The organism is Embleya sp. NPDC001921 (assembly GCF_053594475.1).
Genome location: NZ_JBSFEO010000004.1, coordinates 225,133 through 238,824, shown reverse-complemented (window position 1 = coordinate 238,824; position 13,692 = coordinate 225,133). Strand labels below are relative to the sequence as shown.

The window sequence follows — 13,692 nt, the reverse complement described above, 5'->3', positions numbered from 1 at the left end:
CCGGGGCCGCAGACACCACCGGATGTCGCCCGGATGAGGAGGCGGGCGGGTCGCCGCCGGCCCGCCGCGGCCCAAGGCGGCGCCGCGTCGGGTCTCGCGCGTCGGCTCACGCGGGGTCGGAGGGGCCCTCGGTCGGGGCGGACCCGGCGGCGCCGGCCTTGCCGTGCACCCGGTCCACCCACGTGCCCGGTTCGGCCACCTCGGCCTTGGTGGGCAGCGTGTTCGGGGAGGTCCACACCCGGTTGAAGCCCTCCATGCCGACCCGGCCGACGACCTCGCGCACGAATCGCTCGCCGTCGCGGTACTGGCGCAGTTTGGCGTCCATGCCCAGCAGCTTGCGCAGTGCCTGGTCGAGCCGCCCGGTGCCCTGGGCGCGACGCTCGGCGAACTTCTCCCGGATCTCCGCCACGGTGGGGATCACCCGCGGCCCGACCCCGTCCATCACGAAGTCGGCGTGCCCCTCCAGGAGCGACATCACCGCGGTGATCCGGCCCAGGATCTCGCGCTGTTCCGGCGTCTGCACGAGTTCGACCAGCGAGCCGCCGTCACCGTCGCCCTCACCGCCGCCCCTGCGCGCGCCGGCGAACGTGGAGACCGCCTCGCGCAGCCGGCCGAGCACCGCCGACGGGTCGACCTCGGTCTGCCCCAGGAAGCCGTGGATCTCCTGTTCGAGGTGGTCGCGCAGCCACGGCACGGCGGTGAACTGGGTCCGGTGGGTCTCCTCGTGCAGGCACACCCACAGCCGGAAGTCGTGCGGGTCCACCCCGAGCTCGCGCTCGACCTGGACGATGTTGGGCGCGACCAGGAGCAGCCGCCCGGGGCCGCGCCCGCTCGCGCCCGGGGTCTGCGGCGCGAAGGTCTCGTACTGGCCGAGCACGCGCGAGGACAGGAACGCGAGCAGCGTGCCCAGTTCCAGGCCGGTCACCTTGCCGCCCACGGTGCCCAGCGCGGCACCGCCCGGCATGCTCTCGCGGCGCTGTTCCACCTTGTCCAGGAGCGGGCGCAGCACATGCCGGAAGCCCTGCACGTTGGCGCGCGCCCAGCCCGGCCGGTCCACCACCAGGACCGGGGTGTCGTTGTCGCCCGAATCGAGTCCCGTGAACGCCCGTACGTGCCCCTCGGACGTCTTGGCGTGCGCGCGCAGCTCCGCCACGACCGCCCGCGCCTCGTCCCGTCCGACGTCGGGTCCCGGCCGCACGAGCCGGTTCGCCGTCGCCACGGCCAGGTCCCAATCGATCATGTCCGCACCGTTGCCGCTCGTCATACCGCCACGGTACGTGCTCGGCGCGGCCTCGAAAGAGGAACCGGGGCCCGCGACTTGTGCGGATCGCGGATTCGGCGGATCCGCGAGGCGGGTCGGCCGGCGGCGCGGACCGGGTCGAACGCCGGGACCGGCCCGATTCAGCCGGCGCAGCCGCAGTCGGCCAGCGCGGCGGCCATTCGGTCGATCGCCGCACGGGCCGGGTCGGGATCGCCGGTGAACCTGTCGGCCAGGATCGCGAACGCGAGCAGTCGGCCGTCCTTGTCCCGGACCAGGCCGGACAGCGTGCTGACCCCGGTCAGCGAGCCGGTCTTGGCGCGGACCACGCCGGCCGCGTCGGCGGAGCCGCTGCCGGCCCCGTACCGGTCGGTCAGGGTGCCGGTGAAGCCCGCGATGGGCAGGCCGGTGAGCGCCCAGCGCAGTTCGGGGTGCGCCGTGGACGCGGCCACCGCGAGGGTCTGCACGAGGGTCTGCGGGGTGAGCTTGTCCTCCTTGTCCAAGCCGCTGCCGTCCTTGAGGTTGGACGCGCCGTAGCGGACGCCCAGGCCCTCCAGGACCTGGCGCGCCGCGGCGGTGCCGCCCTGGAAGCTCGCGGGCTGCCCCTTGGCGATCGCCACCTGCCGCAGCAGCGCCTCGGCCAGGTCGTTGTCGCTGAACGTCAACATCTGCTCGACCATCGCGGACAGCGGCGGGGACTGCACCGAGGCGAGTTCGGGCGCGCCGCCGGCGGGCGCGGTGCCCGGGGCGGGCGCGCCGTCGACGGTGATGCCCGCGGTCTTGAGCTGGGCGGCGAACTTCTTCGCGGCGTCGATGCCCGGGGAGGCCACCCGGTTGCTCTCCTTGCCGACCACGGTCGGGTCCACCCGGCCCTCGTCGACCATCAGCGACACCACCGGCGCGATGTTCTCGTTGACGCCGATCGCGTGCAGCGCCGGGCCGGTGTAGAGCGTGGTGTCGTACTGGAGTTTGACCTGCGTGGTGCCGCTCGCCTTGAGCGCGGCCGCGGTCGCGCTCGCCAGGTCGGACAGCCGGGCGGGCCGGTAGCCGGGGCCGAACTGCCCGCCGTCGAGCGCGGTCAGCGTCGGGTCCCCGCCGCCGACCAGCACGATGGTGCCCGGCGTCGCGCCGGGCACCACCCGGGTGGCGATCCGGTGGTTCGGGCCCGGCGCGGTGAGCGCGGCCACCGCCGTGGTGATCTTGGTGGTGGACGCCGGCGTCGCCGCGCGCTCCTGGTTGGCGCCGTACAGCGCGCGCCCGGTCAGCGCGTCGACCACGGCGACCGCGGGCGGTGCGCCGAGCGCGGTCGCCTTGGCCAACGGCTCCAGCGCGGCCCGGATGCCGGCCTCGGTCGGGGTGGCGCCGGCGGCATCGCCGGACACCGGCGCGAGCACCGGCGGCGCGGCGGCGCTCGCCACCCGCTTGGTGTCCTCGTCGGCCCGGTCCAGGCGTTCGCCCTTCCACGACCCGTGCACGAGCGTCACGAGCACGGCCAGCACGATGGCCGCCACAACCGCGGCGATCGCTTTGCTCCTGGTGCCGGCCACGCGAGACCATCCCCTTCCGCCGGACCACCGGCCATGCGAGACACTGAGACGAGATCAGGTTCTGTCCGGGACCTGTGCCGGGTTCGGCCTCGCGGACAGAACGACCCTAACGGTCCCGGCAACGGTCCCGGCGCAGCACTATGGAGGAGCCTTGGAGTTCGACGTCACCATCGAGATCCCCCGGGGATCGCGCAACAAGTACGAGGTGGACCACGAGACGGGCCGCATCCGGCTCGACCGGATGTTGTTCACGTCGACGCGCTACCCGGCGGACTACGGCTTCATCGAGGACACCCTCGGTGAGGACGGTGACCCGCTGGACGCGCTGGTGCTGCTGGACGAGCCGACCTTCCCGGGCGTGCAGGTCAAGTGCCGGGCGATCGGCATGTTCCGGATGACGGACGAGGCCGGCGGCGACGACAAGGTCCTGTGCGTGCCGGCCACGGACCCGCGCGTGGAGCACCTGCGTGACATCCACCACGTCTCGGAGTTCGACCGGCTCGAGATCCAGCACTTCTTCGAGGTCTACAAGGACCTGGAGCCGGGCAAGTCGGTCGAGGGCGCCAACTGGGTCGGCCGCGACGAGGCCGAGGCCGAGGTCGAGGCCTCGCGCAAGCGGCTCACCGAGCAGGGTCACCACTGACCCGGTAGCACGACACGCGAACGCCGGTCGGTGACGGACACCCCACACCCGTGGTGGCCGCCGCCGACCGGCGTTCGTCGTCCCGGGCACCTTGGGCCGGTCCGCGGGGCTCGGGCCGCGGTCAGGACGGGCGGGCGTAGTAGTCCGGGGTGCCCATGTAGAACATGTTGCCGATCTTGATCACGTCGCCGGTGCGCGGGGCGTGGATCATCTGTCCGCCGCCCAGGTACATCGCGACGTGGTGGATGTCGGACGCGCTCTTGGTCTCGCTCCAGAAGATCAGGTCGCCCGGACGCAGGTTCCGGTAGGACACGGACGTGCTCTCGAAGTACTGCGTGGCGGCGAAGTGCGTCATGTTCACGCCCGCCTCGCGCCACGCCCGCATCACCAGGCCCGAGCAGTCGTAGCCTTGCGGGCCCTCGCCGCCCCACACGTAGGGCTTGCCGAGTTGGGCCTTCGCGTAGGCGATCGCGGCGGACGCGCCGGTGGTGGCCGGGGCCTTGCCGGAGGTGTCGGGCCGGGTCGCGGCCGCCGGGCCGGCGCCCTTGGCCGGCTTGGCGGGCTCGCCCGTCTTGTCGGCCTTGGTCGCCGCCTGTTCGCGGGCCTCCCGGGCCGCCTCGGCCTGCCGGTCCCCCTCGGCCTGCCGGTCGGCCTCCTCGCGCGCCTGTTCGGCCTCGGCCCGGGCGCGGGCCTCCTCCTCGGCGCGGCGTCGGGCCTCGGCCGCCAGGCCGTCCCGACGCCGCGTCTCCAGGGCGACCGAGGTCTGCTTCAGCTCGGCCAGTTCGCTCAGCAGCGCGATGCGCCGGGCCGCGACCTCGCCGAAGCGGCGCTGCTGCGCCGCGAGTTCGGCCTCGACCCGGTCCTTGGCCGCGCGCACCGCCGCGGTCGCGCGGGCGGCCGCGTCCGCCGTGCGCACGGCGTCGGCCCTGGCGCTCGCCGCGTCGCGGACGGCGGTGGTGCCGCGCCGCACGGTGTCGTCGCCGGCCTGCGAGATCCGCCGCAGGCTCTCCATCCGGGTGACCAGGTCGGCGGGCGACTCGGCGCCCAGGACCGCCTGGAAGGTGCCGAGTCGGGCACCGCCGCCCATCCGGTAGGTCTGCGCGGCGAGCCGGCCGAGTTCGTCCCGGGCCAGGTCCAGGTGCGCGTCGGCGGTGCGCAGGTGTCCGTCGGCGACGACGGCCCGCTCCCGGGTCTGCTCCCGCAGCACCACGGCCCCGTTGTACGCCTCGACGGCGACGCCGGCGCGGATGTCAAGCCGCTGCAGGTCGCTCGCCTCACGGTCGAGTTCGGCCTCGATCAGGCCGACGTCCGAGACCTTGCCGGTGACCGCGTCCTGCGCCTGGCGGACCTGGTCGGCCCCGGGGTAGTCGGAGCCGGCGGGATCGTCGGCGAAGGCCCCGGGGGTGATCGTGAGGACGAGGACGGCGGCGAGTCCGGCAGGGACTGCGGCGTGGATGAACGATCGAGGCATGCGGTCTCCCTCCAAGCGGCGGGCACCGAGGGGAAGCGGATGTTCCGATTCCGGGCAGGTCTCCTCACGCTAACGAGCGGTAGTCGCCATCGCACCACAAGCCACTTATTTCCCGCTAATGGGCTTATCCCTCGACAACCGACCCGAACACCGGTACGCCCGCGGGTCCCGCCGGCCACACACCCGCGCCCGGGCCCGTCGGGCCGGCGCTCGGTTCAGCCGGTCGCCATCGACTGCTCCAGGGACCACGTGCACACCGTGCCCGACTCCGAGTCGGCGGTGAGCCAGACGCCGTCGGAGCGCACCACGAGCCATTCGCGCGGTGCGTCCTCGGGGTACTCGACCTCGGCGATCGCCCGCAGGTCCGGCACCGAGAACAGCACGTGCCGCTCGCCCGAGGAGGCGGCGAGCACCAGGTCGCGGCGCACGAAGCCGGCGTAGATGTCGAACACCTCGTCCTGGTCCGGGAAGACCTGCTCGCCGGGTCGGGCCGCTATCACCGCGCCGTCCGGGAAGCGCACCAGCCCCAGCGGACCGGCCTCGATCGGCGTGGTCAGCATCATCCGGCCGGAGCCGTGGATGTCGTTGAGCACCCGGCTGTCCCCCGGGGGCACTTCGGCGACCGCGCCCGGGGCGTCCGCGCGGAGCACGAAGATCCGGTACGCGTCGTCGGCGTGCGACGCGGCCAGGCCCACGTGCACGCCGTCGGGGTGCGGGAGCAGTTCGGAGCCGACGGTGGTCGGGTCCAGCGGCCAGGCCGCCAGCGCGGAGCCGTCCGCGCCGTCGAGCAGTACACACCGGTCCCCCTCGGCGGTCCGCACCACCGCCCAGACCCCGGCCGAGGTGACCGCGCTCGAGCCGGCCTCCTCGGCCTCCCACGGCACGTGCGGGTGGGCCCACACCTCGCGTCCGTCCGGATCCAGCACGACGACCCGATCCGGTGTCGAGGCGACGAAGTGCCCGAGGTCCGGGGTGACCGAGTGGCCGCCCCGCCAGTCCTCGGGCAGTCGTACCTCGCGCACGGTGGTCAGCGAGTCGTCGAGCACGACGAGCGAGCCGTCCACACCGTGCGCGAGCCAGGCCGCCGCGCCGGGGATGCGGTCGAGACTCCACAGGGACGGCAGGGTCGCCCGGGCCAGAAGTTGAGCGCGCATGGCGTGAACTCTATTGGCGCCCGGCACCGACCCGTACGGCTCAGCGCCGGCGATCCGCCTCGGCGTCCGGCCGGTCGTCGCCCGCGCGGTGCCGGCCGCGGCCCGGGACGGACGACGGCTCCGGGTCCGCCTCGGCCCGCCTGCGCGCCGCCGAGCGGGCGCGCAGGAGTTCGATCGCGACCGGGAGCACCGAGATCAGCACGATCCCGACCAGGATGAACTCGATGTTGTCCCGGACGAATTGCACCTGGCCCAGCGAGTGGCCGAGCAGCGTGACGCCGACCGCCCACAGGAACCCGCCGACCACGTTGTAGACCACGAACGTGCGGTACTTCATCCGGGCCACGCCCGCGACGATCGGCGTGAAGGTGCGCACGATCGGCACGAACCGGGCCAGCACGATCGAGCGCGGGCCGTACTTCTCGAAGAACTCGTGCGCCTTCTCCACGTTCTCCCGCTTGAAGAACCGCGAATCGGGCCGGTTGAACAGCGACGGCCCCACCTTGCGGCCGAACAGGAAGCCGACCTGGTCGCCCACCACCGCCGCGACCCACAGGAGCAGGCACACCAGCCACAGCGGCTGTGAGAACTTGCCGTCCGAGACCAGCAGGCCGGTGGTGAACAGCAGCGAGTCGCCCGGCAGGAAGAAGCCGATCAGCAGGCCCGACTCGGCGAAGACGATCACCAGGATGCCGATCAGGCCGAACGTGGAGATCAGCTTGTCGGGGTCCAGGAACGATGGACCCAGGGCGATGGTGTTCACGGCGCGAGCCTCCTGGAACGGGTGGTGGCGGACGTCGGAAGTCCCCCGACCAGGTCATGGTTAGGCAAAGAGAATTCCTTCCGAAGGTAACGTCCGCAGCGCGGGACCGGTTCCCGGGGGTGCGGTGGAGGAATTCCCGGGTCCGGTCAGGCGCGCTCGGGCCGGGTCAGCGCGACCAGCGCGCCGTCCTCGTCCATGGTCAGTTCGATCGCCAGCGCGCGCAGTTCGCCGAGCCTGCCCAGGTGCGAGCCGCCACACGGGATGTGCGCGTCGCCGTCCGGCAGTCCGCAGTGCCACACCCGACGGGCGGTGAGCGCCGGGCCGGGCACCTCGATCCGCACCTCGGCGTCGGTTTTCAGCCATTGTCCGAGCAGCGCCTCGACCTCGTCCCGCACGCCGGGCAGGTCCTGGGCCAGGCCGTCCGCGGTGAAGCCCTTCTTCCGCAGCGACTTGCCGATCCGGTAGTCGTCGCGGCTGCCGCCCACGTCCATCCGCGACGACGTGATCGCCAGATTGTCGAAGTCGGGGCGGCCGAGGCTGTCGGTACGCACCTCCTTGCGCCAGCGCGGCGCGAGCACCGCGTTGAGCGCGAAGGCCAACAGGTGGCAGGAGGTGTGCGCGGCGCTCAGCGCGGCCCGACGCTCGGCGTCCACGATCAGTTCGGCGCTCGCCCCGACCAGGTCGCCCGGATCGCCGGGAGCCTGCGCGAGCACGTGCAGCACCAGCCAGGACCAGTCCTCGTCGCCGCGGCGGACCGGGATCGCCTCGCCCACCGCGAACTCCCCGTCCGGCCCGAGCGCGCCGGTCACGCAGTCCGTCACGGCCAGCTCCGCGCCCGCCACCCGGATCACCCCGGTGTCCGCGGGCTGGTCCGGCCAGGTGTGGTCCAGCGGGTGGAACGGGGTGCGCGCCACCACCAGCGCGGTCCGCCCGTCCGGCAGCACGGGCGCGGCCAGGATCGGTGCGGTGCCGGTGCCGGCGCCCGCCGGGAAGGTCACCTCGGTGGAAGTCGTGGGGAGGGCCATGCGCGTCCTAACCTCGATTCGATCCGGTCGCCGTCGCACCGGTGCGGCGGTGGCGCCGTTCGGTCCATTCGATCATGGACAATCCTCGTCACAGGGAATCGCGAGCAGGGACGGGTCTGTGCACGACCAAGGCTGGATCTCGACCACGACGGGGCTGGCGGGCGACGCCGAGGCCGGGCCACACGGCGTCGGCTGGATGCTCGTCGCGTTCATCTTCACCTTCGCCGTGACACGACTGATCACCCGGCTGATCCGGGCGGGCAAGGGCCCGTTCCGGAACATGGTGGTGGGCAAGGTGCACGTGCACCACCAGGTGTACGGGATCTTCCTGATGCTGATCGCGGGCGCGCTGGAGTTCGCCTACGAGCCGGGCGGCGCGCTGCGGCAGGTGCTCGCCGGGTTCTTCGGGATGGGCGCGGCGCTCACCCTGGACGAGTTCGCGCTGCTCGTGCACCTGGACGACGTGTACTGGGCGGCGGACGGCCGCAAGTCGGTGGACGCGGTACTGATCACCGCCGCGATGGGACTGCTGCTGTTCGTCGGCGCCAACCCGCTCGGCCTCGGCGACGGCGACAGCAAGCCGGTGGCCGCGACGGTGGTCGTGTTCAACCTGGCCTTCGCGCTGTGCGCGCTGGCCAAGGGGAAGGTGGCCACCGGCCTGATCGGCGTGTTCGTACCGTTCGTCGCGATGGTGTCGGCGATGCGCATCGCCAAGCCCGAATCGCCGTGGGCTCGGTGGCGGTACAAGGAGGGCCCGGGCCGCACCTCGCCGCACGCGGACACCAAACTGGCCCGCTCGCTGCGCCGCTTCCCGCCCGACCGGCGCACGTGGTGGGACCACACCAAGGACTTCGTGGCGGGCGCGCCGCACCGGTAGGACGTGCGGGGCGGCCCGGCGGGCCGCCCGACACGGCCGGTCCTACAGGTTGGGCAGCACCTCGTTCTCGAACAGGCGCAGGCTCTCCCACGCGAGCTCGGGCGGGATGCCGCCCATCATCGGGTGCAGGATCGCGAACGCCGCGTCGCCCTGGGCCTTGAGCTCGGCCACCAGCGTCTGTGGCGTGATCACCCGGTACTGCCCGCCCGCGCGCAGTTCGTCGACGTCGGTGACGCTCGCGTAGCCGCCCACGCCCGAGGTGCCCGCCTTCGCCATCGTCTCGCCGTAGGCGTTGACCTCGTGCAGCGCGTGCGGCGCGATCCTGTCCCAGTCCCGCTCGGGATCGTTCGAGAGGTGGAAGAAACCGGTGTCGCCGCCGAAGTACGGGCCCGGGTCCTCCTCGCCGAGCTTGACCTTCTCGTCCCGGTAGAACTCCCAGATCGCCGGGTTCGAGGGCATGAACCCGTCGGCGATCCGTGCGGCGCGGCGCGCGGCGGCCTCGACGCTGCCGCCGAGGATGATCGGCGGTCCGCCCTTTTGGAACGGCTCCGGGGTCACCCGCACGGTCCGGCCGCGGAACTCGAACTCCTCGCCCGTCCACGCCTTGCGCAGCGTCTCGACGGTCTCCACGGTGCGCTTGACCCGCTCGCGCATCGGCACGTCGTACATCGCGAACTCGGCGTCGACGTAGCCGTTGGTGAGCACCACGTTGACCCGGCCCTGGCTGAGCAGGTCGAGCACCGCGAGTTCCTCGGCCAGGTGCAGCGGGTCGTGCAGCGGCGCGGGTATCGCCGCGATGGTCACGCCCATGTTCCGGCTCCGCGCGGTGATCGCGGCGGTGAACTGGAGCGGGGCGGGCAGGTATCCGTCGGCGAAGCCGTGGTGCTCGGACAGCGTCACCATGAAGAACCCGTGTCGGTCGGCCCACTCGACCATGTCGAGTGCCGCCGCGTAGCGCTCCCCCATGCTCGTCCCGGCGAAAGCCGGATTGCGGAAGTCGAAACGCAGCGCGAACACAGCCATGCCGTTCTCCTGTCCCCGGCGCCACCGCCGAGGTGATCGGCGCCGCACTCTCTGATGGGGCGTCAGGTTAGTCGCGCGGATCGAGGAGAACCAGGGGCGGAGCCGACGAGCACCGGCGGCGATCGACCGGCGCGGCCGGTCAGCCCCCGCGCAGCGCCCGGTCCAGCAGGACCCGCAGCGCGCGTCGGTCCGCGTCCGGCAGGCCGGTCAGCGGCGGGTCCTGGGCGAGGCCGGCGAACAGGCGCTCGCGCAGGTCGGCGCCGGCCGGGGTGAGCGCGATCAGCTTCGCGCGGCGGTCGCCGGGATGCGGTCGGCGCTCGACCAGGCCGCGCTCCGCCAGCCGGTCCACCACGAAAGTCACGTTGGGCGGCTCGCAGCACATCCGCCGACCCAGTTCGCGCATGCCCAGCGGTTCGGCGAGTTCGTGCACCGCGTTCGCCTGGGACGCGGTCAGGCCGACCGCGCCGGCACACGCGGCGAAGTGCGCGTCCAGCCGCGCGGTGGCCGCGTAGAGCAGTGCGGTCAGTCCCGGCAGCTCGCCTTCCCCCGTGGTCATGGCCACACTCTAGCCGAACTTCGTTACAGCTCGAATGATTCGAGGTATAACGTCTGCACTGAACTGACATACCGTCAGTTTCCTTGGCCGCCCCGGGAGGAACCCGTCCATGCCCGCAATCCTGACCGGCCGGATGGCCCTGGTCACCGGCGGCAGCGGCGGCATCGGCTCCGCGTGCGCGGCGCGGCTGCTGCGCGACGGCTGCTCGGTCACGCTCACCGCCCGCCGGGCCGACGCGCTCGCCGCGACCGCCGAACGACTGCGCGCGAAGGCCCCGGCCGGCACCGAGGTGCGCGTCGTCGCGGCGGACGTGTGCGGCACCGACGGGATCCGTACGGCGGTGCGCGCGGCGGGTCCCGAACTCGCCGTCTGCGTGGCCACCGTGGGCGGCGGGAGCACCGCGCCGATCCTGGCCATGGACGACGACGCGTTCCTGGCCGACCTGCACCGCAACACGCACAGCGCGTTCCTGGCGATCAAGTACGCCGCGCCCGTGATCGCCGCGCGCGGCGGCGGCGCGATCGTGTGCGTGTCCTCGACCGCGGCCAAGCTGACCATGCCGTTCCTGAGCGGCTACGCGGCCGGGAAGGCGGGCCTGGAGGCGCTGGTCCGAGCCGCCGCGGACGAGCTGGGCGCGGCCGGCGTCCGGGTCAACGCGGTCCGCCCCGGCCTGGTGCGCTCGCAGGAGGACGCCCGGATCTTCCGCGACGAGGAGATGCTCGCGCGCTTCGTGGCGAACAAGCCGCTGGGCCGCACCGGCCTGCCCGAGGACATCGCCGAGGCGGTCCGCCACCTGGCCGGCCCGGAATCGTCCTGGACCACCGGCCAGAGCCTGGCCGTGGACGGCGGCAACGAACTGCGCCGGGCGCCGTCCTTCGAGAAGTACGCCCGGGCCGCGCTCGGCGACGCGGTGATCGACGCGGCGATCGCGGGACGCGACCCGTACGCCGGTTCGCCCCGAGCCATCCCCCGAAGAAACCCTGCCCTGCCCCCGCCCCACTTCGAAAGCGACGGAGCATCCGGATGACCACCGACGTGCAACTCTCCATCGGCCTGCCGAACTTCGGCACCTGGCCCGCCGACGACTGGCGCGGCTTCGTGGACGTCGGCCGGGCCGCCGACGACGCGGGCATCGACCGGATCGTCCTGGTCGACCACGTGGTGATGGGCCCCAACACGCAGAACTACACGTGGGGTCGCTTCCCCACGCCGCCCGAGGCGGCCTGGCCCGAACCGCTCACGCTGCTCGCCGCGATCGCCGCGGTCACCTCGAACGTGCGCCTGGCCACCGGCATCCTGGTCGCCCCGTTGCGCGGCGCGACGCTGCTCGCCAAGACGGCGGCGACACTGGACCGCATCTCCGGCGGGCGCCTGGAACTGGGCGTGGCCACGGGGTGGCAGCGCGAGGAGTACGACGCGGCCGGGATCGACTGGGACGCCCGCGGACAACTGCTCACCGACACGCTCGCGGCGTGCAAGGCGCTGTGGACGAACCTGCCCGCGTCCTTCGCGTCGCCGACGGTGAACTTCACCGACGCCTACTGCGCGCCGCAGCCGGCGCAGCCCGGCGGTGTGCCGCTGTGGATCGGCGGCACGCTGAACAAGCGCAACCTGGACCGCATCGTGCGCAGCGGCGACGGCTGGATTCCGATCATGGGCCTGTCCACCGCCGACATGGCCCGGGACGTGGTCCGGATCCGCGAGGCGCTCGCCGCGGCCGGTCGCGACCCGCGGGCGCTGCGTGTGCAGGGACCGCTGCCGATGGTCAAGGACGACGCCGGACGGTTCGACCTGGCCCGCACGATGGCCGGTGCGGCCGAGGTGATCGCCGCCGGCGCGACCGCCGTGCACCTGCCCATCCAGGTGTTCTGTACCGGGCCCGAGGGCGCGCCCGCGTTCTTCGCCGAGGCCAGGGAGCTGTTCGACAAGGTGGTGTCCGGGCGCTGAGCCATTCTTGGGACCGGCCGGCCGCCTGGGGCTTTACCCCGGCTTGGGGAAAGTTCGAGGTTTGCGGAACGTCGTCGGTGGGAGGGTCGTTGCCCTGATCAGGGCGCGATACGGCGCCTTTGTCCAACGCGGGAGGGCCCTTCATGTCCGACGTCACGCTGCCCACCGGGGCCAACGCGCCCCTGACCGGCGACCGCGCCGAGGTCTCGATCGGGTGGGGCTCGGCCGACGTCGTGGACGTGTCCGCCGTGCTCCTGACCGACGCGCACAAGGTGCGCACCGACGAGGACCTGGTCTTCTTCAACAATCCCGTCGGCGGCGACGGCGCGGTGCGCACCGCGCCCGGGCCCTCGGGCACCACCCACGTCAGCGTCGAATTGGCCAAGCTGCCCGCCGAGATCGCCCGGGTGGTGGTCGTGGTCAGCTCGGACGCGGACCGCCCCGGGGCGACCCTGGGCCAGGTGCCGGGCCTGGGCGCGACCACCGTGTCCGGGGACGCGCGGATCGCCTACACGCCGGACGCCTTCGCCGGTGGCGAGACGGTCGCGGTCCTGGTCGAGTTGTACCGCCGCGGCGACGCGTGGAAGGTGCGCGCGGTGGGTCAGGGCTACGCGAGCGGACTCGCCGGGCTGGCGACCGACTTCGGCATCTCGGTCGAGGACGAGCCGGAGCCCGAGCCGACCCCCGCACCCGCCGCGCCGGCCCACGTGATGGTCAAGGAGCCCGCCGCGGCTCCCGCGCCGGCCGCGCCCGCGTCGATCTCGATGGCCAAGGAGCCGCTCGGCCGGGTCGACCTGGCCAAGGGCGGCCGCGCGACGATCAGCATGGACAAGGGCGACCGCTCGGTCACCGTCACCGCGTCCCTGGTCTGGGACGGCGGCAACGACGCGCGCCGCAAGACGGGCGCCGACCTGGACCTGTACGCGCTGTTCGTACCCAGGTCGAAGGTGGGCGCCAAGAAGGGCGGCGACGGGGTGATCTACTACCGCGAGCTCGGCAGCCTGACCTCGGCGCCGTACATCCAACTGGACGGCGACTCGCGCGTCCCCGGCCGTGAGACGGTCCGGATCACCCGGCCGGACGAGCAGGGCTACGTGCTCATCTGCGCGTACAGCGCGGTCGAGAACGGCTTCGGCAGCTTCAAGTCCTACGGCGCGCACGCCGAGGTCACCGACGGCCAGGGCTCGACGGTGAACGTGCCGCTGTTCAACAACAAGCGCGCGGTGTTCTGGGTGGCCATCGCGCTGGTCGACTTCACCGACCCCGACGGCGTCTCGATCCAGCACGTGGAGAAGTACTCGAAGCTGATGCAGGAGCGTCGCCCGATGCTCTACGCGGACGGCACCTTCGAAATGGGCGCGGGTCCGGCGGAGTTCAAGACGGTGCGCTCGCCCGGCGAGCGCTGATCCCGCCACCCGGCGGGTCGAT

General features: G+C 73.0%; 13 protein-coding genes. 5 read left to right on the top strand and 8 right to left on the bottom strand.

Features of this window, described 5'->3' with window-relative positions; genetic code table 11:
* Positions 1–106: 106 nt before the first annotated feature.
* Positions 107–1,264, bottom strand: coding sequence for a zinc-dependent metalloprotease (locus tag ACWCPW_RS06400; protein WP_449760444.1), 1,158 nt, complete (start codon positions 1,262–1,264; stop codon positions 107–109).
* Positions 1,265–1,401: 137 nt separating this feature from the next.
* On the bottom strand, positions 1,402–2,805 hold the full coding sequence (dacB, locus tag ACWCPW_RS06395) for a D-alanyl-D-alanine carboxypeptidase/D-alanyl-D-alanine endopeptidase (RefSeq protein WP_449760443.1): 1,404 nt from the start codon (positions 2,803–2,805) through the stop codon (positions 1,402–1,404).
* A gap of 151 nt (positions 2,806–2,956) precedes the next feature.
* Here dacB and ACWCPW_RS06390 point away from each other — a divergent pair, with 151 nt between their 5' ends.
* On the top strand, positions 2,957–3,448 hold the full coding sequence (locus ACWCPW_RS06390; RefSeq protein ID WP_395866767.1) for an inorganic diphosphatase: 492 nt from the start codon (positions 2,957–2,959) through the stop codon (positions 3,446–3,448).
* Between the two features lie 121 nt (positions 3,449–3,569).
* On the opposite strand, the gene ACWCPW_RS06385 is transcribed toward ACWCPW_RS06390, so the two are convergent.
* From ACWCPW_RS06385 to ACWCPW_RS06370, 4 genes are all read right to left on the bottom strand, one after another.
* The gene (locus tag ACWCPW_RS06385) at positions 3,570–4,919 is read right to left on the bottom strand and encodes an NlpC/P60 family protein (RefSeq protein ID WP_449760442.1); all 1,350 of its coding nucleotides are present in this window, start codon (positions 4,917–4,919) and stop codon (positions 3,570–3,572) included.
* A gap of 215 nt (positions 4,920–5,134) precedes the next feature.
* A complete protein-coding gene (locus ACWCPW_RS06380) occupies positions 5,135–6,073 on the bottom strand; it encodes a hypothetical protein (protein ID WP_449760441.1) in 939 nt (312 codons plus the stop codon).
* A 40-nt stretch (positions 6,074–6,113) separates the two neighbouring features.
* Entirely contained in the window at positions 6,114–6,836 is a 723-nt protein-coding gene (locus tag ACWCPW_RS06375) for a DedA family protein (protein ID WP_449760440.1), read from the bottom strand.
* Between the two features lie 146 nt (positions 6,837–6,982).
* Positions 6,983–7,861: a metal-dependent hydrolase gene (locus ACWCPW_RS06370; protein ID WP_449760439.1), complete on the bottom strand. Its 879-nt coding sequence runs from the start codon at positions 7,859–7,861 to the stop codon at positions 6,983–6,985.
* Between the two features lie 118 nt (positions 7,862–7,979).
* Between ACWCPW_RS06370 and ACWCPW_RS06365 the strand changes: the two genes are divergently transcribed.
* Positions 7,980–8,738 (top strand): hypothetical protein, encoded by a 759-nt coding sequence (locus tag ACWCPW_RS06365; protein WP_449760438.1) that lies wholly within the window; start codon positions 7,980–7,982, stop codon positions 8,736–8,738.
* Between the two features lie 42 nt (positions 8,739–8,780).
* Here the strand turns inward: ACWCPW_RS06365 and ACWCPW_RS06360 are convergent, their stop codons facing one another.
* Together ACWCPW_RS06360 and ACWCPW_RS06355 are read right to left on the bottom strand one after the other, a co-directional pair.
* Complete coding sequence (locus tag ACWCPW_RS06360) at positions 8,781–9,761, bottom strand: LLM class flavin-dependent oxidoreductase (protein WP_449760437.1); 981 nt, start codon at positions 9,759–9,761, stop codon at positions 8,781–8,783.
* Positions 9,762–9,900: 139 nt separating this feature from the next.
* Positions 9,901–10,317 carry a MarR family winged helix-turn-helix transcriptional regulator gene (locus ACWCPW_RS06355; RefSeq protein WP_406297361.1) on the bottom strand — a complete coding sequence of 139 codons (417 nt, stop codon included), beginning with the start codon at positions 10,315–10,317 and terminating at the stop codon, positions 9,901–9,903.
* 109 nt (positions 10,318–10,426) lie between these two features.
* Between ACWCPW_RS06355 and ACWCPW_RS06350 the strand changes: the two genes are divergently transcribed.
* From ACWCPW_RS06350 to ACWCPW_RS06340, 3 genes are all read left to right on the top strand, one after another.
* Positions 10,427–11,344, top strand: a complete 918-nt coding sequence (locus ACWCPW_RS06350; protein WP_449760436.1) for an SDR family NAD(P)-dependent oxidoreductase — start codon at positions 10,427–10,429, stop codon at positions 11,342–11,344.
* On the top strand, positions 11,341–12,264 hold the full coding sequence (locus tag ACWCPW_RS06345; protein WP_449760435.1) for a TIGR03619 family F420-dependent LLM class oxidoreductase: 924 nt from the start codon (positions 11,341–11,343) through the stop codon (positions 12,262–12,264). Before ACWCPW_RS06350 ends, ACWCPW_RS06345 begins: the two co-directional genes overlap by 4 nt.
* Before the next feature lie 143 nt (positions 12,265–12,407).
* Positions 12,408–13,670 carry a TerD family protein gene (locus tag ACWCPW_RS06340; protein ID WP_449760434.1) on the top strand — a complete coding sequence of 421 codons (1,263 nt, stop codon included), beginning with the start codon at positions 12,408–12,410 and terminating at the stop codon, positions 13,668–13,670.
* Positions 13,671–13,692: the final 22 nt, after the last annotated feature.

What these genes read in the sequence shown, in the direction of transcription:
- ACWCPW_RS06350 (WP_449760436.1), top strand. Translation starts at nt 10,427, where the DNA reads ATGCCCGCAATCCTGACCGGCCGGATGGCCCTGGTCACCGGCGGCAGC.
- ACWCPW_RS06345 (WP_449760435.1), top strand. Translation starts at nt 11,341, where the DNA reads ATGACCACCGACGTGCAACTCTCCATCGGCCTGCCGAACTTCGGCACC.
- ACWCPW_RS06380 (WP_449760441.1), bottom strand. Translation starts at nt 6,073, where the DNA reads ATGCGCGCTCAACTTCTGGCCCGGGCGACCCTGCCGTCCCTGTGGAGT.
- ACWCPW_RS06385 (WP_449760442.1), bottom strand. Translation starts at nt 4,919, where the DNA reads ATGCCTCGATCGTTCATCCACGCCGCAGTCCCTGCCGGACTCGCCGCC.
- ACWCPW_RS06360 (WP_449760437.1), bottom strand. Translation starts at nt 9,761, where the DNA reads ATGGCTGTGTTCGCGCTGCGTTTCGACTTCCGCAATCCGGCTTTCGCC.
- ACWCPW_RS06340 (WP_449760434.1), top strand. Translation starts at nt 12,408, where the DNA reads ATGTCCGACGTCACGCTGCCCACCGGGGCCAACGCGCCCCTGACCGGC.
- ACWCPW_RS06370 (WP_449760439.1), bottom strand. Translation starts at nt 7,861, where the DNA reads ATGGCCCTCCCCACGACTTCCACCGAGGTGACCTTCCCGGCGGGCGCC.
- ACWCPW_RS06400 (WP_449760444.1), bottom strand. Translation starts at nt 1,264, where the DNA reads ATGACGAGCGGCAACGGTGCGGACATGATCGATTGGGACCTGGCCGTG.
- ACWCPW_RS06355 (WP_406297361.1), bottom strand. Translation starts at nt 10,317, where the DNA reads ATGACCACGGGGGAAGGCGAGCTGCCGGGACTGACCGCACTGCTCTAC.